The sequence below is a fragment of the Desulfovibrio oxyclinae DSM 11498 genome (genome assembly GCF_000375485.1).
GTDB lineage: Bacteria > Desulfobacterota > Desulfovibrionia > Desulfovibrionales > Desulfovibrionaceae > Pseudodesulfovibrio > Pseudodesulfovibrio oxyclinae.
This window is the reverse complement of the sequence record NZ_AQXE01000013.1, coordinates 86,792-102,904: the sequence shown is the minus strand read 5'-3', so window position 1 is coordinate 102,904 and position 16,113 is coordinate 86,792. Positions and strand designations below refer to the sequence as shown.

At 61.1% G+C, this 16,113-nt stretch carries 14 protein-coding genes and 1 tRNA gene; 7 read left to right on the top strand and 8 right to left on the bottom strand.

Going from position 1 to position 16,113, the window contains the following annotated elements; genetic code table 11:
* Positions 1–217, top strand: a 217-nt coding sequence (locus B149_RS0113970) for an integrase core domain-containing protein (RefSeq protein WP_018125791.1), incomplete at its 5' end; no start/stop codon positions are given.
* Positions 218–914: 697 nt separating this feature from the next.
* Here B149_RS0113970 and B149_RS0113965 read toward each other — a convergent pair.
* The 4 genes from B149_RS0113965 to B149_RS0113950 form a co-directional block, all read right to left on the bottom strand.
* Positions 915–1,001: transfer RNA gene (locus B149_RS0113965), tRNA-Leu, on the bottom strand.
* A 111-nt stretch (positions 1,002–1,112) separates the two neighbouring features.
* Positions 1,113–1,451 carry a tRNA-binding protein gene (locus B149_RS0113960; protein WP_018125790.1) on the bottom strand — a complete coding sequence of 113 codons (339 nt, stop codon included), beginning with the start codon at positions 1,449–1,451 and terminating at the stop codon, positions 1,113–1,115.
* Between the two features lie 126 nt (positions 1,452–1,577).
* Complete coding sequence (locus B149_RS17375) at positions 1,578–2,060, bottom strand: hypothetical protein (protein WP_018125789.1); 483 nt, start codon at positions 2,058–2,060, stop codon at positions 1,578–1,580.
* The gene (locus B149_RS0113950; RefSeq protein ID WP_018125788.1) at positions 2,050–3,027 is read right to left on the bottom strand and encodes a 4Fe-4S dicluster domain-containing protein; all 978 of its coding nucleotides are present in this window, start codon (positions 3,025–3,027) and stop codon (positions 2,050–2,052) included. The genes B149_RS17375 and B149_RS0113950 overlap by 11 nt, the downstream gene beginning before the upstream one ends.
* 190 nt (positions 3,028–3,217) lie before the next feature.
* Here B149_RS0113950 and B149_RS0113945 point away from each other — a divergent pair, with 190 nt between their 5' ends.
* Both B149_RS0113945 and B149_RS0113940 read left to right on the top strand, forming a co-directional pair.
* A complete protein-coding gene (locus tag B149_RS0113945) occupies positions 3,218–4,630 on the top strand; it encodes a sigma-54 interaction domain-containing protein (protein ID WP_018125787.1) in 1,413 nt (470 codons plus the stop codon).
* 240 nt (positions 4,631–4,870) lie between these two features.
* Positions 4,871–6,184: a citrate synthase gene (locus B149_RS0113940; protein ID WP_018125786.1), complete on the top strand. Its 1,314-nt coding sequence runs from the start codon at positions 4,871–4,873 to the stop codon at positions 6,182–6,184.
* 77 nt (positions 6,185–6,261) lie between these two features.
* Here B149_RS0113940 and B149_RS18095 read toward each other — a convergent pair whose 3' ends face one another.
* Positions 6,262–7,041 carry a substrate-binding periplasmic protein gene (locus B149_RS18095; protein WP_018125785.1) on the bottom strand — a complete coding sequence of 260 codons (780 nt, stop codon included), beginning with the start codon at positions 7,039–7,041 and terminating at the stop codon, positions 6,262–6,264.
* Positions 7,042–7,187: 146 nt separating this feature from the next.
* On the opposite strand from B149_RS18095, the gene B149_RS0113930 reads away from it, so the two are divergent.
* Genes B149_RS0113930 through B149_RS0113920 form a run of 3 tightly spaced genes read left to right on the top strand, consistent with a single transcriptional unit; the run spans position 7,188 to position 11,284 of the window.
* Positions 7,188–9,890, top strand: a complete 2,703-nt coding sequence (locus tag B149_RS0113930; RefSeq protein WP_018125784.1) for a bifunctional acetate--CoA ligase family protein/GNAT family N-acetyltransferase — start codon at positions 7,188–7,190, stop codon at positions 9,888–9,890.
* Between the two features lies 1 nt (position 9,891).
* Complete coding sequence (locus B149_RS0113925) at positions 9,892–10,989, top strand: glycosyltransferase (protein ID WP_018125783.1); 1,098 nt, start codon at positions 9,892–9,894, stop codon at positions 10,987–10,989.
* A gap of 55 nt (positions 10,990–11,044) precedes the next feature.
* Positions 11,045–11,284 carry a hypothetical protein gene (locus B149_RS0113920; RefSeq protein ID WP_018125782.1) on the top strand — a complete coding sequence of 80 codons (240 nt, stop codon included), beginning with the start codon at positions 11,045–11,047 and terminating at the stop codon, positions 11,282–11,284.
* 15 nt (positions 11,285–11,299) lie between these two features.
* Here B149_RS0113920 and B149_RS0113915 read toward each other — a convergent pair whose 3' ends face one another.
* Positions 11,300–12,562, bottom strand: a complete 1,263-nt coding sequence (locus B149_RS0113915; RefSeq protein WP_026167620.1) for a radical SAM family protein — start codon at positions 12,560–12,562, stop codon at positions 11,300–11,302.
* 244 nt (positions 12,563–12,806) lie between these two features.
* Between B149_RS0113915 and B149_RS0113910 the strand changes: the two genes are divergently transcribed.
* The gene (locus B149_RS0113910) at positions 12,807–14,132 is read left to right on the top strand and encodes a sodium:solute symporter family protein (protein WP_018125780.1); all 1,326 of its coding nucleotides are present in this window, start codon (positions 12,807–12,809) and stop codon (positions 14,130–14,132) included.
* On the opposite strand, the gene bioD is transcribed toward B149_RS0113910, so the two are convergent.
* Positions 14,121–14,792 carry a dethiobiotin synthase gene (gene bioD / locus B149_RS17365; protein WP_018125779.1) on the bottom strand — a complete coding sequence of 224 codons (672 nt, stop codon included), beginning with the start codon at positions 14,790–14,792 and terminating at the stop codon, positions 14,121–14,123. The two genes, B149_RS0113910 and bioD, sit on opposite strands and share 12 nt — an antisense overlap.
* Positions 14,789–16,093, bottom strand: a complete 1,305-nt coding sequence (gene bioA / locus B149_RS0113900) for an adenosylmethionine--8-amino-7-oxononanoate transaminase (RefSeq protein WP_026167619.1) — start codon at positions 16,091–16,093, stop codon at positions 14,789–14,791. The genes bioD and bioA overlap by 4 nt, the downstream gene beginning before the upstream one ends.
* Positions 16,094–16,113: the final 20 nt, after the last annotated feature.

Below are 16,113 nucleotides of genomic sequence, written 5' to 3'. Positions count from 1 at the left end.
TGAGCCCCAAGGCAATGGCATCGCGGAACGATTCGTTCGCATCCTCAAGGAAAATCTGCTTTGGGTCAGGCGATTCAACACGGTCGAAGAGTTGAGGAAGGCCCTGCTGAAATTCAAGGAAACCTACAACCGGCAATGGATCATCGGCAGGCACGGCTACAAGACGCCGAGCCAGGTCCGCGAAAGGCAGATCGTGCTCACTGAGTGCGCGGCGTGATTAAGGACAAAATTGTGTCCAGAAAACCCTGGACCGCTACATGTGACAGTTATTCCTGATTCAGAATAAGCGGCGACAATTGGTATGATCAACATCGGGCAACCCTGCAAAAACAAGGTCAGACTGAGCAATATCGGAGCCCAAAGCCTCGAAAACGAGTTGTTCACTTGGTACCTCATGACGTCTCCTTGTAAATGAGTATAGGTTGACAGATCGCAATGTTGATTCCATATCACAGCTTGAACACTTTTACGACAAAGTTTTTAGCTCGCAGAGGCATTGGCGCAGCAGATTATTATGCGTGCCCGGTTGGTTTTTGCAGTATGAAGAAACCAACTTCGCGCTCGGCGGCTTTCAGGGGTTTAGGCTATAGGCATGCGCCTTCTGCAACCTGCCGATATTAAAAATTACCCGTCGTGTGTGAGTGTGTGGGGGCTACCATGGTAGGCGACTGCGTTTGCCGGAAACAGCGGTAGCCTCTGAACAGAGAGCGCAGGACGTGGAGGGGGAGGTGGTCAAGAGAGAAGTTTCAGGAGACCAATGCAGCCTCTCCAACCGCAGAGAAATCAAGGCTTTTGCATCTCCGCCTTGCTCGCATCAAAGGATCAAATCATGTTGCGCACGGCGGCGCAAAAGAGTGGATATTTGAAAAATAAAAAAGGCTTGCGACTAGTTAGACGCAAACCTTTTGAAATTTTGGTGCCGAAGAGAAGACTCGAACTTCCACGGGATTGCTCCCACTAGACCCTGAACCTAGCGTGTCTACCAATTCCACCACTTCGGCACGCGGAGACTGTGTTTATATTTTCACTTCCTGCTTGGCAAGCATTTTCTGAATTTTTTTCCCATGAATTTCACAAACGCTTGCGGCAGGTTCCGTCGCTGTCACGAAGAGCTAGCAAAGACGGGTTCCGTCGGGCACGGCGCGGTCCGGCCCAACCAGCACCACGGCTCCGTCCTCATCGTAAAGCCCGGTGACAAGGCACTGGGACATGAACGGCCCCACCTGCTTTTCCGGAAAATTGACCACGGCCAGCACCTGGCGTCCCACCAGCGCGTCAGCCGCATAGTGTTCGGTAATCTGTGCGCTGGACTTGAGCACTCCTATCTCGGGGCCGAAGTCCACCCACACTTTCAACGCCGGACGCCTCGCCTCGGGAAACGCCTCAGCTCTGACAACGGTGCCGCACCTAAGCTGCACCTTGTCGAAATCACTCCACTCTATCGTATCCATCTCGATCCCTCCATTGCCGCCAGATAGCATACTCCAGACGCAAAGCCGAGCAGAGAGAAGGCCGCCCGTAGGCGGCCAGCAACCAACGGTTATCCTGTCCGTTTGAACCAACAGGAAGGAGCCTCTTCACTTCCTTGCGTTTTCATTTTTAAGAACCACGTACGACTTGCGGCCGGTCATGCGCACTGCAAGCGCCGCTATCCCGAAAAGCCCGGCAAGGCCAAGATGCGCGACATCCAGCACCATGGTCTCCAGCGGCCCAAACGGAACCCCGGGCAGGTTCTTGTACATTCTGGCCGCGCCGGTCAGGACCAGAGCAAGGACGAGAACGGCCCGCATCAGTCCGCTTCCCGTCAGACGCAGCTCGGCGCTCCAGTCCCTGACCCAGCGCACGACCATATAGGAGAGGAGGGCGATGAGAATCATTGCGGCAATATAATGCAGCTTGTGCACCACAAAGGCATCCCCGGTCCATGCAAGTCCGGGAATCTCGTTGAGGTAGTATCGGCGCGCCAGCGGCATCTGCAACAGTCCGCTCACACCAAGAAAGGCCGTCAATGCGACGAAAATCCAGCCAAGACGCCGGGAAAATAAGGTCCTACCCTTCATTGTCATCCTCCTGCCCGAACAGTGCGGACCCAAGCCCGAGCATCCCGGCAGCTATCCCGGCGACCGGGGCCAGCAGCGTAGCCGTTGCCAGCGCGTTTTCATCTTCCATGAGATCTTTCACCGGTCCCAGATGCGGCCTTCCCTTGCCTTTTTCCACTGCGTCATTCAGCAGTTCAAAGGGCACCGGGGATACATAAAACGTATTGGTGCCGCCGTTCTCGTCAGCCCCGTACAGGAAACCTCCCGTCTTTTCCGCCAGCGCCTCAGCCCTGCGAAGAATTTCCCTCCGCGGGCCGATGGTCTGAACCTGCACCGGACAGACCTCTATGCACCCCGGCGTCTTGCCGTCCGCGATGCGCTCACGGCAACGGTCACACTTGTACATGACCCCGTTTCCGGCAAAACCGGGCATCAGGCTGCGGTACAGGCCAACACCGCTCTGCCGCTGTGGGATATCCCACGGACAGACGGATCGACACTTGGCCCCGCCGAGGCAGACCTTATCGTTGATAAAGGTGATGCCCCGCTCGTCCGTGCCGCAGGCACCGAATGGACAGAGGTTGGCGCACGGAGCGTTTCGGCAGTGCATGCACCGTCGGGGCACATGCACCGTATGCGATTTGCCCTCATGCTCCACCACGGCGGTCTGAATGTAGAGCCAGTTGTAGGGCGTGAGCCGGTCATCCACGTCGCGCCTGTCCGACCAGTCCTCCACTTTGACCCGTTTCTCGGGATGCATGACGGGGAACGGCTTTTTCGGCTCGGGATAACGATCCGCGTTCACGTCGCGACACGCGTATACGCACTCTCCACAACCGATGCACTTGGACAGGTCCAGAAGCGTGGCCAGCTCCTCCCCTTTCTGCGCGGCTCTCGCGGTGCCGGGAAGGAGCGCCGACGCTCCCCCGATGCCCACGCTTTTGAGAAANCCACGGCGGCTCAGGCCGCTCTTTTTTGCTGCTGACATGTATTCTCCATAACTGAGTAGCTTGCTTTCAAACGGCGCGAAGCCGCTCCCATATCAAGCACACACCATGCCAGTTCACCTCAGCCATGATTTCGAGCAATTATATTGTCATCCGGCCCTTTGTCCCCCCTGAGCCCTTGCCATTTTGCGCAACTGTACATAGACATATGTTTAAACAGGTGGTCAAAACATGACTGAACAGGAAATTCTCAGACATCTGCCGGAAATCGTGAACACCATGAACGACGGGCTCTTTCTGGTGCGCCCGGACGGTACCATCATGATGGTCAACGACGCCCTTTCGCGCATCACGGGGTACTCTCGCGAGGAACTGCTGGAGAGTCCGTGCAGCGTGCTGGAGTGCGACATCTGCCGCATCGCACGGCGCAAGGGCAGCAAGCACTGGTGCGCCCTGTTCCGGTCCGGGAAGGAGAACTCCCGCAACTGCCATCTGCGGCGAAAGGACGGCACCATCGTCCACGTGCTCAAAAACGCCGCCCTGCTTCGCGATGAGTTGGGGAACGTCCTCGGAACCGTTGAGACCCTGACCGATGTCACCGAGATAGACCGTCGCGAAGACACTATCCGCCAACTTTCCCGCATGTTCGATCAGGACGGCGCGTTCCACGGCATGATCGGCCGGAGTCCCGTCATGCGCCGGACCTTCGAACTCATCGAGCGCGCGGCCGGGAGCGATGCCCCTGTGATTCTTTTCGGAGAATCCGGTACCGGGAAGGAACTCGCGGCAAGGGCCATCCACGACCTCGGCCCGAGAAACGACGGACCGTATGTGCAGATCAACTGCTCCGCGCTGAACGAGTCACTGCTCGAATCGGAACTGTTCGGCCATGTCAAAGGGGCGTTCACCGGCGCTCACAGCCATCGACGCGGACGGTTCGAGGAAGCGGGCGGAGGCGATATCTTTCTCGACGAAATCGGGGACATCCCCCAGTCCATCCAGATAAAACTGCTCAGGGTGATCGAAACCAGAACCTTCGAACGCGTGGGCGAAAACCAGCCCAGACGGCTGGACGCGCGCATCATCAGCGCCACCAACCAGAATCTTCCCGCGCTCGTGGCACAGGGACGCTTCCGGCAGGACTTTTTCTACCGCATCAATGTCATCCCCATCGAACTGCCGGCCCTTCGCAAACGTATAGAAGACATCCCGCTCCTGACGGACCATTTCATCAAACGGCTGAACATGCAGCGCTCGCGCCCGATCCACGGCCTTGCCCCGGAAGCCATGGATTTGCTGACGCGCCACCACTGGCCGGGCAATGTCAGGGAACTCAGGAGCGCGCTCGAATATGCCTTCGTGGTCTGCGACGCTGAGACCATCACGCCGGAGCACCTCCCCTCTCTCATGGTCCCGGAAACCGCGCCCCGTCACGTTTCGTCACCGGAAACCATGAGTACGCCCCCTTCTCAAGAAAGAAACGACCACGAAAATCCGCCGGAAAAGACCGAACTCTTGGCGGCACTGAGAAAATGTGGCGGAAACAAGTCCGAAACCGCCAGAAAGCTTGGTGTAAGCCGCGGAACAGTACTCAACAGAATGCGAAAATACGGAATCGACACAAAAAAGATCATTACTGAATAATAAAAGGGCGCAAAGAGCACCTCTTGAACCGCACAAATAACATTTTTGCAAAACTGTCAAAAAGGGCGGGCTTTACTTTTTTCCGTTTTCTGATATCAAAGGTGTTCACAACGGGTACCAGACCATTCTCTCCACCCGTTTCCAATCCCGGCACCAGTTCTCGGACATTCAGGGCCTTTCCAGCCAAGCCCATCATACCGGTGCGAACACTGCCGCCCAGCGGTTTTCAGGAGGTCATAGATGCTCAAAGACAACGAAAAAGTCAGCAACAAGACGGCATACCTCATTCTGGACGGAACCACCTATGAGCTTCCGGTCATGGTCGGTTCCGAAAAGGAACATGCCATCGACATCCGAAACCTGCGAAAGGAAACCGGACATATCACCTACGATCCCGGCTACGGGAACACCGGCTCCTGCGCCAGCGCCATCACCTACGTCAACGGCGAGCAGGGCGCGCTGCACTATCGCGGGTATCCCATCGAGGAGATCGCCCAGAACGGCTCTTTCATCGAGACCGCATGGCTGCTGATTTTCGGCAGGCTCCCCAATTACGAGGAACGCCAGCGCTTTCGCGATCTGCTCACCGACAACGAGCTGCTGCACGAAGACCTCAAGCACCACTTCGAGGGATTCCCGTCCAACGGGCACCCCATGGCCATCCTTTCAGCAGTGGTCAACGCAATGGGATGCTACGACCCGGAGCTGCTCGAAATCCAGACAAGGCAGGAATTCGCCCTTGCCGCCGCCAAGGTCATCAGCAAGGTGCGCACCATCGCTGCGTGGGCCTACCGCAAGTCGCAGGGCCTGCCCTTCATGTACCCGGACCCGGAACGTTCCTACTGCCAGAACTTTCTGCACATGATGTTTTCCGAGCCGTACCGCCTGTATGACCCTGCTCCGGAGGAAGTGCGCGCCCTGAGCCTGTTCTTCACCCTGCATGCGGACCACGAGCAGAACTGCTCATGCTCCACCGTGCGCATGGTCCAGTCCACGCAGGCAAACCTCTTCGCTTCGGTCTCCGCCGGCATCTGCGCCCTGTGGGGGCGTCTGCATGGCGGTGCGAACTCCGCAGTCATCGACATGCTGGAGGAAATCCGCAGCGGTCAGGAAGACATCAAAGGCTTCCTCGAAAAGGTCAAGCGCAAGGAAACGCGGCTCATGGGCTTCGGCCACCGCGTCTACAAGAGCTTCGACCCCCGCGCCCGGATTCTCCAGAAAGCGGCCCACGACCTGCTCAAAGCCAAGGGCATCAAGGACGACCTGCTCGACATCGCCATGGAGCTCTCTGAGGAAGCCCAGAGCGACGAATACTTCACTAGCCGCAGCCTGTACCCCAACGTGGACTTCTACTCAGGCATCATCCTGCGTGCTTTGAACATACCGGTGAACATGTACCCGGTGATGTTCGCCATCGGCCGCATGCCCGGCTGGATCGCGCACTGGTACGAAGCTTACGGCGCCGGTCTTGAAAAAATCCACCGCCCCCGTCAGATCTATGTGGGCGAAACCCGCCGCTCCTACACCAAGATGGGTGACAGGAAAGACGGATAAATACCTGCAACGTCAAAAGGCCCGCTGCCGGATTACCGGCGGGCGGGTCTTTTTTTGTTCCTGATCGTTCAATACTATCAGAATCCTTCAATACCGTGCCGTCTCATGATGGCATCGTACGTGCCGTCGGTCTTCATCCTTTTGAGCACGTGGGAAAAGCCGTCCGCCAGTTCTTCGGTGACGGCTTGTTTCGAAAAGGCCAGATAGGCCGGGACCGTATCCAGAAACGCCGGAGAATGGTCCTCGTTCCGCACGATGTCGAACCGCTCACCGAGAACGAAGTCGCGCAGGATGCGGGTCGCGTGCAGGTAGTCCGTCAGAAAGGCATCCAGTCTGCCGCCGAGCAGCTTGGCCATATTGTCCGCAGCCTTTGCCGCAGGTTCGATTCGCTTGAACACGTCGCCCGTGAGAATGCGCTCCAGCCTCGGCCCGTAGTAATACCCGCGCCCGACACCCAGTCTGATGTCCGAAGCATTGGACAGATCGCTTTTCAGCACATGGTCCGTTCCGCTGAGTACAACCGCAACGGTCCGCTCCACCCACAACGGCTCTTGCGGGTAGCGTAAAAACCGCTCCCGTTCCGCTGTCTTCACAGCATAGAATATGGCGTCGGCTTCGCCGGTACGCACACTGTTCACGGCCCGCTTCCACGGCACCACGCGTATTTCAAAATGATACCCCATGCGGTTGAGCCCTTCGCGCACTACATCCACCAGGGCTCCGTGCACCGAATCGCCAAGCGTGTAAACCAGCGGCGGGGCTTCAAGCGTCACCACTTCCAGATGATCGGCCCGCGCTGCGGTTCCGGGAAACACCAGCAGCAGCGCAGCCAGCAATGCTATGGAAAAGGATTTCATGTATCCTGTATACCACAACTGCGAGCCCGAATCCAATCCTGCTCTGTTCCGGCCCGCGGGCACGGTCATGGTTGCGCAGGAGCTTAAAAACAGGATACGTTGCCGAAGTATTGATTCGCCCACGCATTCAACCCGCAGAGAGGCACATGAGCGTTATCAACCTGGACCATCTCTTCAATCCGAAGTCCGTGGCAGTCACCGGAGCCACCAACGATCCGGCGGATCCCGGCGGCCTCGTCATGAAAAATCTGATGGGCGGCGGCTTTTCCGGTCCCGTCATGCCTGTTTCCGCCAAGGCCGAAGCCATCTCCGGCGTGCTTACCTACAAGAACGTGAACGATCTGCCAAAAACTCCGGACCTCGCAGTCATCGCCGACCCGCTGGACGACGTCCCCGACGTGCTGCGCTCCCTGCGTGATCGAGGCACTCGGGCCGCGGTGCTCGTGGGATCCGGCTTTTCCCGCATGGCTCCCGGCGAGCGGGAAGAATTCCGCAAGACCGTCAGAAGCGTCGCCACCCCCCCGGACATGCGGATCCTCGGACCCAAGAGCCTCGGCTTCATGGTCCCCTCGCTCAATCTCAACGCCACGCTCTCCCACTCCCGGGCCACCCCCGGCAAGTTGGCCTTCATCTCGCAGTCCGACAGTCTGTTCGCCACGGTCGTGGACTGGGCGCGCGACAAGGGCGTGGGGTTTTCGCATCTGGTGGCGCTTGGCGCGCGCCTCGACGTGACCTTCGCCGACATCATCGACTATCTCGGCACCGACCCCATGACGCGCTCCATCATGGTCTACGTGGAAGCCATCCACGACGCGCGAGAGTTCATGAGCGCTGCACGAGCGGCATCACGCAACAAGCCCGTGCTGGTGCTTCGTCCCGGCAAGGCGCTGGACGCCCTGCCCTCCTGCTCGCTTGACCAGGGCCCCTGCGTCCCCGGCCTGACGGGTGAGATATACGACGTGGCTTTCCGGCGCGCGGGGATGCTGCGCGTGGAAACCATCGACGAACTTTTCGACGCGGCCCGCACCGTTTCCACCCCGAGACACGCCAAGGGACGCCGTCTTGCAGTGCTGACCAACGGCGCGAGCGCGGGCGTCATGGCCGCCGATCGGCTGCTGGCAGGCGGCGGCGAGATGGCTGAATTCTCCGAGGAGACACGCAAGGCGCTCGAAGCGCTCCCCGGAGGCAGGAACGCTGCGGTCAATCCTGTGGGCATCCCCTTCAACGCTGACGGCGAGACCTACTCCGAGGCGCTCAAGGCGCTGGTGAAGGACAAGGGGGTGGACGCGGTGCTGGTGATGCATGTCCCGTGGGCCGCCCAGCCCGAGGCCGAAACCGCGGCTGCGGTCGCCAAGGCGCTGAAGCGCGTGAAAAAGCTGGTGCTGACCGCATGGCTCGGCTCCGGCGACGCTTCCGATGCGGCCCGTGCGGAATTCGCGAGCGCGGGCATCCCGACTTACGAGTCACTCACACAAGCCGTACGGGCCTTCCTGCACCTCGCGGATTACCGGTTGAGCCAGAACCTGCTCATGGAGGCCCCGGACTCCCTGCCCACCGACTTTTTCCCGGATACCACCACTGCGCGCAACGTGGTGGAAAAAGCACTGAACGAAAACCGCTCGGAGCTGAGCGAGACCGAAGCCAAGGACGTGCTCGCGGCCTACGGCATCCCGGTGGTGGAAACCCGCTTCGCGGTTTCCGCCAAGGAGGCGGTCATCGCGGCGGACGAACTGGGATATCCGGTGGCCGTGAAAGTGCGCTCGCCCCAGATTTCCCAGCCATTCCACGTGGGCGGCGTCCTGCTGGACCTTGAAACGCCCGAACGCGTCTGGGAAGGCGCGGCCACGCTTCTGGCCCGGGTGAACCGGGAACGGCCCGACGCTTATATCGAAGGCTTCATCGTGCAGAAGATGGGACGCAGGCCCGGGGCGCACGAGCTGTTCGTCGCCGCCGAGACCGACCCGGTCTTCGGCCCTGTCCTCAAGACCGGCCACGGCGGCATGGCCCGCGAGGTCATTCAGGACTCGGCCCTCGCGCTACCGCCGCTGTCCATGACGCTGGCCCGCGAGGCGGTCCGCCGTACACGCATCAGCCACCTGCTCTCCGGCACGCCCACGCAGCCGCCCGCCGACATCGACGACATCTGCCTCACGCTGATTCAGATTTCCCAGCTGCTCATCGACGTGCCTCAGATCAGCAATCTGGACATCAACCCGCTCTACGCGGACAACGAGGGGGTTCTGGCCCTCGGCGCTGACATCAGCGTCGCCCCTTACGACAAGGACGGCCAGTCGCGACTCGCCATCCGGCCGTATCCCCGTGAACTGGAGGAATGCGTCCAGACTCGCGACGGCCGCAAGGTCACCCTGCGCCCGATCCGTCCCGAGGACGAATCCACGCACCGGGAATTTCTGGCAAGGCTTTCCGACGAGGATCTGCGGATGCGCTTCTTCGGCGTGGTCCGCCGGGACTTCGACCACAAGGACCTGGCCCGCTTCACGCAGATCGACTACGACCGCGAAATGGCCTTCATCGCAACCGCACCGGATGAAAGTGGCAACCCGGAGACTCTCGGCGTCATGCGTACCAATACGCGGCCCGACAACTCTGAGGCGGAATTCGCCATCGTGGTCCGCTCCGACCAGAAGGGAACCGGGCTGGGCAGCCTGCTGTTCCACAAAGGCATCGAATACACGCGAATGCGCGGCACCGAGGAGCTCACGGGCCAGACGCTGGCCGAGAACAAGGCCATGCAGGGACTGGCGAAAAAATTTGGCTTCAAAATCAGCCCGGATCCGGATGACCGGGACGTGGTGGACATGACGCTCGACCTGTCGGAGGATCAGTAGCGTGCCGCACTCGGACCCCAAGGCGAAGATCATCCACCATACGGCCCTTCAGAAACGCGGCGGCGCACGACGCGTGGCCCAGATTCTGCGCGACTGCCAGCAGGGCGACGGCATTGACGCGCGCATGAGCTTCGAGATCCCCGAAGACACCGCGTTCACCGGCACCCAGCCCATCGACTTCGGCCGCAGGCTGGAGCCGGATCAGGTGCCGCACCTGCACGCCAGCGCGGACTGGCCATCGCTGCTCAAATCCATCCCGCGGGACACGCGCTGCGTCATAACCCTGCATGACTGCAACCTCATCACGGGCGGCTGCCCCTTTCCGCTGGACTGCCCGCACTTTGCAAAGGACTGCGAGGACCCTTGCCCCAGAGGCTTTCCGGCATCTTTCGAGAACCGCCGCATCCGACGCGAACGACTGGACAGACTGCAACCGACGCTGGTCTCCCCCTCGCGCTGGCTGGCAACACTGGCACGGGAAGCCCTGCCGGGCCACAAGGTACGAATCATTCCCAACGGCATCCCGTGGCCCGAGTCGCCGCCGGACAAACAGGCTGCTCGGGCTGCTCTGGGGCTGCATCCCAACGCGCGGGCAGTGCTCTTTGCGGCGCACGGCGGCATGCGCGCGGCCTACAAATCCGGTGAGGCATGGCCGGTGTACTGGCGGGAAATCAAACGGCGCCAGCCCGGCGCGGTGGGATTCGCCGTGGGCGGCGACACCGCCGGAGAACAGGACGGCCTGACACTGTGGCCCTATGTGGACCGTGAAAAACTCGGAACGCTCATGGACGCCTGCGACTGCTTTGTCTATCCCACTCTGGCGGACAACCACTCCCTGCTGATTCTGGAAGCCATGTCCCACGGTCAGCCCGTAGTGGCCTCCCCCGTCGGCGGGGTCCCCGAACAGATCGACGACGGCACCACCGGCTTTCTGGTCAAGACGGACCCGGAAGAATTCGGCGAAGCGGTCTCGGACCTGCTGGAACACGCATCGCAGGCGCGCAGGGTGGGACACACGGCCTTCCTGAAGGGCGGCAAACGTTTCGACGCCAAACGCATGGCAGCCCAGTACGCGCCACTCTATAACAGGCAAGAGTGATTGCAGGAGTCCTCGCGGCACGATACACTCCCGCTACACTCAAGGAGACACGCCCATGAAATACATCATCTTTGAAGACTTTTCCGGAGCACCCATCCCGGTGATCTTCCCCGGCCGCATCAACCACGCGGACATGCGCGAACAAATGCCCTACACACGCGTGCTTTCTGCAGGCTACGTCCAAACCCGCGACAAGGAATTCGTCTGCCACGGCGGCTCCAAGGGACTGAACGCGCATGCGCGCCCCGAGGATGCCGAGATCATCTCACAGAGATTTGAAAACCCCGACGCCTAGGCGCCGGGGTCCGTTTTATCCGAGATAGGGATTGAAGTAGCCGAACTTGATCCAGGGCAACGCCTTGCGCAGTCTCTTGCGGAAGTTGTTGAAGCCCATGCTCGGCCCGTTCACGAAAGGCTTGGCGAGGTTCATGTACAGCTCCGGGTCCATGTTCAGGTTCCTGAGCTGAATGAAGTCGAACCGGGTCTCTTCGCCCAGCTCCACTATGGAATCGAACTCCTCCTCAGTGTCGGTGACGCCTGGGAAGAACAGCAGGTTCAGCGAGACGAACATGCCCACCTCGTGCGCGCGCCGGATGGTCTCGCGCACATCCTCCCACGCATAATTCACGGGGCGGTAGTAGGCTTCGTAAAGGTCCTTGCGCGTACTGTTCAGACTTATGCGCAGCGAGTTGACGCCTGCGAGCTTAAGCGCGGGCAGCGTCTGGGGCCGGGACCCGTTGGTGTTGATGTTGACCGTTCCTGTACCGCCCTCGTCGCGATAGGATTTCACCGCCTCGGCGATGAGCTCCGCTTCCATGAGCGGCTCACCCTCGCATCCCTGTCCGAAAGAGAATATGGGCCGCCTCTCGCGGGATTCATGTCGCTGCATGATCTGCACGATTTCTTCCGGCGTGGGCCGAAATTTGATGCGGCACTGCGGCGAGGGAAAGCCGGAATCCTCCGGCTGCTCGGAGATGCACCCGACGCAGCGGGCATTGCAGGTCTGCGCGGTGGGCAGCGGGCATTCGAAACGGCCCAGCGCGAGGTTCTTGGCGGCGGGACAGCCGTGGGTCAGGGCGCAACCCGCCAGATGACTCACCAGCCGGTTCGCCGGAAAATCCTTCATGAGCTGATGCGCACCCGCCTCGACGCGGTCCGGAGCGATCTTCGAAAAGACCTGCCGCTGGTCCTCGTCCACCTTCTTGGCACAAATCCAAAAACGGCCGTCGGCATAGCCGATGGCCGCATAGGAAAGCAGAGGCAGCGCCGGGGCGTCCTCGTCGCTCTCGTAGGCGCTGACCCCGGTGACGGTGTGCGCGGGGCAGGCGAACGCCGCCACCGCCAGATCTTCCATCACTTCCACGGACCCGCTCTCGGCGTTGTAGCCCATGGCGTGACGGCCCGGCAGCATGAAAAATTCGCTTTCTTCGGGAAGTGGAATGATCTCGTCGGGTCTGGGCAGGCCGAACTCGTCGCCGCGCCTGCACAGCAGCAGAAGGTCAGGGTGATCGTATATCTGTCCGTCCTTGTCGGCGAACAGCATCCGCGGTTGTGGTTTCTTCTTGCTAGCCATGCCCTAGTGTATAGGTTCAGCGGCGTTTGAATGCAAGGATTTCGGCGGATCAATAATCCTCGGCCCCGAAAACCGCGCCAAATCGACTTTCCTGCCGATATAGCCCTGACCCAACCCCCTTCAACAAATAGGCACCATGCGATTCTGCAAGGATTGACCATTCCCGCACAGTCCATCGACCTTCAATAAAACAAGCATTTTATGCTTGATTCGCCAGAGAGGATGACGCTATTGCCTATCGGCTATGGAAACCCTCATCATCTATCTCGCGATTCTGGCGGGCATCGGCATTTTCGACTGGCGACGCTCCGGCAACTGGGACGACTACGTACTTGCGGGCAGAAGCAAATCCGCGCCCGTGGTGACGCTTTCCATTCTGGCCTCCGTGGTGGGCGCCAGCTCCACCATGGGTGTGGTGGGCATGGCTTACGGCACCGGATTCCCGGCCTTCTGGTGGCTCGGCGTCGGCGCCGTTGGGCTGGTAATGCAGGGCTTTTTCCTTTCCGACAAGGTGCGCGCGCTGGGGACCAGCACCCTGCCCGACCTCGCCGAACGGGTGGCCGGACCGTGGATGCGCAAGGTGGCCGCCGTGGTCGTGGCAGCCGGCTGGACCGGCATCGTGGCCGCGCAGTTCGTGGCCGCCGCCAAGGTCGCCGGCACCATCTCGGGCTTTGACACCCTCTCCATGACGCTCGCCATTGCGGCCGTCATCACCGGATACGCGGTTCTCGGCGGACAGCATTCGGTCATCCGCACCGACGTGCTCCAGTTCGGCATCCTCGCCGGGGGGCTCGGCTGGCTCCTGTACGTCCTCTACGGCGGCACGCCGGTTCCGGCGCATACGCTCGCCCCCATGGCCGTGAACGACGCCTTTTCCTCCTACGACCTCATGGAATTCATGCTGCTCGTGGGCGGCTCCTATTTCATCTGCCCCATCATCTTCAGCCGCCTGTTCACGGCAAGAAGCAACCGGGCCGCGCGAGAAGCATCCCTGAGCGCTGGCGTGCTGATCATCCCGGTGAGTCTGGCCATAACCGCCGTGGGTCTGTGGGCGTCCCATGCCATGCCGGGCATCGAGGGTGACGTGCTGACCACCGTCGCCGCCGCACATCTCGGCCCCATGGCCTCCACCATCTTCCTGCTCGCTCTGCTCTCGGCCATCGTCTCCTCGGCGGACACCTGCCTGCTGGCCGTGGGCTCCATCGTCTCGCTGGACCTCATGCACAGCAAAAGCGTGAAGAACGTGCGCGGCATTGTGGTGATCACCGGCGTCGCGGCCACCGCCATCGCTCTCAAGCGGCAGGATATCATCGGGATTCTTCTGGAGGCTTATTCGGTCTTCACGGCGGGACTGGTTCCCCCGCTGGCTGCGGGACTGCTCGGACGCGGTCGTTTTGCCCCGGCGCACGGCCCCTTGCTGGCCGCTGCCGTGGTCGGCGGCGGAATGGCACTGGCCGCAAGCGCCACGGAGGCTTCGTGGCTGTCGCTCGCGGGCCTCGGCGCTTCCACCGTTTTGAGCGTGGCCGCATGCTTCATGCCTGCCTCGCAGTCCGCATTCTCAACCAAATAGCGGCGAGAAATCCACCGCAACCGATTCAGGATGCCCGTCCCCGCCAGAAGCGAGGGCGGGCATTGTTACAATGCGCTCGGCAAAGCCGTGCCGACGCAGCCCGCGTCCCATGGTTTCTAGGGCGTGGCTGCGCATGACCGAGTCCACCGGAGGCAATTCGTTGAACACGATCCCCTGCAACGTGAGCCCCCTTCGTGCCAGCGTCTCAAGCGACAACAGCGTATGGTTGAGCCCGCCCAGCCGCGCGCTCGCCACGAGGATGACGGGCCAGTGAGTGCGCTCCAGAAGATCAAGAAAGGTCTGTTCTGACGTCAGGGGCACGGCCAGACCGCCAGCCCCTTCCACGAGCAGCGTTTCATATTCCCCAGCCGCATGGTCCACGGCTTCCACCAGCGCGCCGGGATCGACGCTCTGCCCCTCAAGCGAGGCAGCCAGATCGGGGGCCGCGGGATAATCAAACCGGGCCGGGCATGGCGGGAAATCTCGCAAGCCGGTCATGGAAGCATACACCGGCAGGTCGCCCTGTTCGTCCGCCAGCCCCGTCTGCACGAGCTTGATAGCGGACGCGTTCTGCCCTTGCTCCAGCAGATACTTGAGCATAAGGCCTGTGGCGACCGTCTTGCCGACCCCGGTGTCGATGCCGCTGACGAAGTAAATCACGGCGCATCCTGCCGGATATCGTCGTCGCGCTCCACGACCTCACGGATGGCAGCGGTCAGCCTGGAAAGGTCATCGGGCTGCATGACGTACGGCGGCATGACATAGACCAGCCTGCCGAAAGGCCGGACCCAGACGCCGCGTTCAACGAACTGTTTCTGGATTTCCGCCATGACCACGGGCCGATCGAGCTCGACCACGCCGATGGCCCCCAGTACACGCACGTCCGTCACATGATCAAGCTCGGCGCACGGGGCGAACTCTTGGCGCATCTGCTCTTCCAACGCCTTGACGCGCGGTCTCCACGGATCCTGCTCCAGCAGGTCCAGCGCGGCATTGGCCACGGCGCAGGCCAGCGGGTTGCCCATGAACGTCGGCCCGTGCATGAACAGGCCCGGATCAGCGGAGCAGATGGTTTCGGCCACATGGTCGGTGGCGATGGTGGCGCCGAGGGTCATGTATCCACCGGTGATGGCCTTGCCGACGCACATTATGTCCGGCGCCACCCCGGCATGATCCGCGCCCCAGAATTCCCCGCTTCGCCCGAAGCCGGTGGCAATCTCATCGAAAATCAGCAGCACGCCCTGCTCGTCGCAAAGCTCACGCAGACGACGCAGATATGTGGGATGGTAAAAGCGCATGCCGCCCGCGCCCTGCACAACGGGTTCAAGGATGACGGCGCAGATTTCGTCGCGGTTGGCCCGCAGGGTTTCTGCCAGCTCGGCGATGTCGGTGTCGTCCCATTCGCCGTCATAAGCAATGCCCGGTTCCGGAGCAAAGAACTGCCTGGGCAGCGATCCGGAGAACAGCGAGTGCATCCCGTTGACCGGGTCGCAGACTGACATGGCGTGAAAGGTGTCGCCGTGATAGCCGCGCCGCACCGTGAGGAACCGGCAGCGGTCGGGGTCGCCGCGTGCCGCCATGTATTGCATGGCCATCTTCATGGCCACCTCCACGGAGACCGACCCGGAATCGCAGAGAAAGACCCGGTTCAGATCGCCCGGTGTCAGCTCCGCCAGACGCGCGCACAGGCCCGCCGCCGGGGAGTGGGTCATGCCGCCGAACATGACGTGAGACATGGCCCCGAGCTGCTCGGTGGCGGCCCTATTCAGGTCAGGATGATTGTATCCGTGCACGGCGCACCACCAGGAGGCCATGCCGTCGATGAGCTCCGTTCCGTCTGCAAGACGAATCCGAACGTCCGAGGCGGACTGCGCTTCATATACCGGAAGCGGGTCCGTGACCGATGCGTAGGGATGCCACGCGTGCCGCTTGTCCATCGCGATAATGTCGTTGTTAGCCATGCCCCTGAGGTACGAGAGAA

Coding starts and splice junctions, on each gene's coding strand:
- B149_RS0113960 (WP_018125790.1), bottom strand. CDS start 1,451: ATGGATACGATAGAGTGGAGTGATTTCGACAAGGTGCAGCTTAGGTGC.
- B149_RS17375 (WP_018125789.1), bottom strand. CDS start 2,060: ATGAAGGGTAGGACCTTATTTTCCCGGCGTCTTGGCTGGATTTTCGTC.
- B149_RS0113945 (WP_018125787.1), top strand. CDS start 3,218: ATGACTGAACAGGAAATTCTCAGACATCTGCCGGAAATCGTGAACACC.
- B149_RS0113940 (WP_018125786.1), top strand. CDS start 4,871: ATGCTCAAAGACAACGAAAAAGTCAGCAACAAGACGGCATACCTCATT.
- B149_RS18095 (WP_018125785.1), bottom strand. CDS start 7,041: ATGAAATCCTTTTCCATAGCATTGCTGGCTGCGCTGCTGCTGGTGTTT.
- B149_RS0113930 (WP_018125784.1), top strand. CDS start 7,188: ATGAGCGTTATCAACCTGGACCATCTCTTCAATCCGAAGTCCGTGGCA.
- B149_RS0113920 (WP_018125782.1), top strand. CDS start 11,045: ATGAAATACATCATCTTTGAAGACTTTTCCGGAGCACCCATCCCGGTG.
- B149_RS0113915 (WP_026167620.1), bottom strand. CDS start 12,562: ATGGCTAGCAAGAAGAAACCACAACCGCGGATGCTGTTCGCCGACAAG.
- B149_RS0113910 (WP_018125780.1), top strand. CDS start 12,807: ATGGAAACCCTCATCATCTATCTCGCGATTCTGGCGGGCATCGGCATT.
- bioA (WP_026167619.1), bottom strand. CDS start 16,093: ATGGCTAACAACGACATTATCGCGATGGACAAGCGGCACGCGTGGCAT.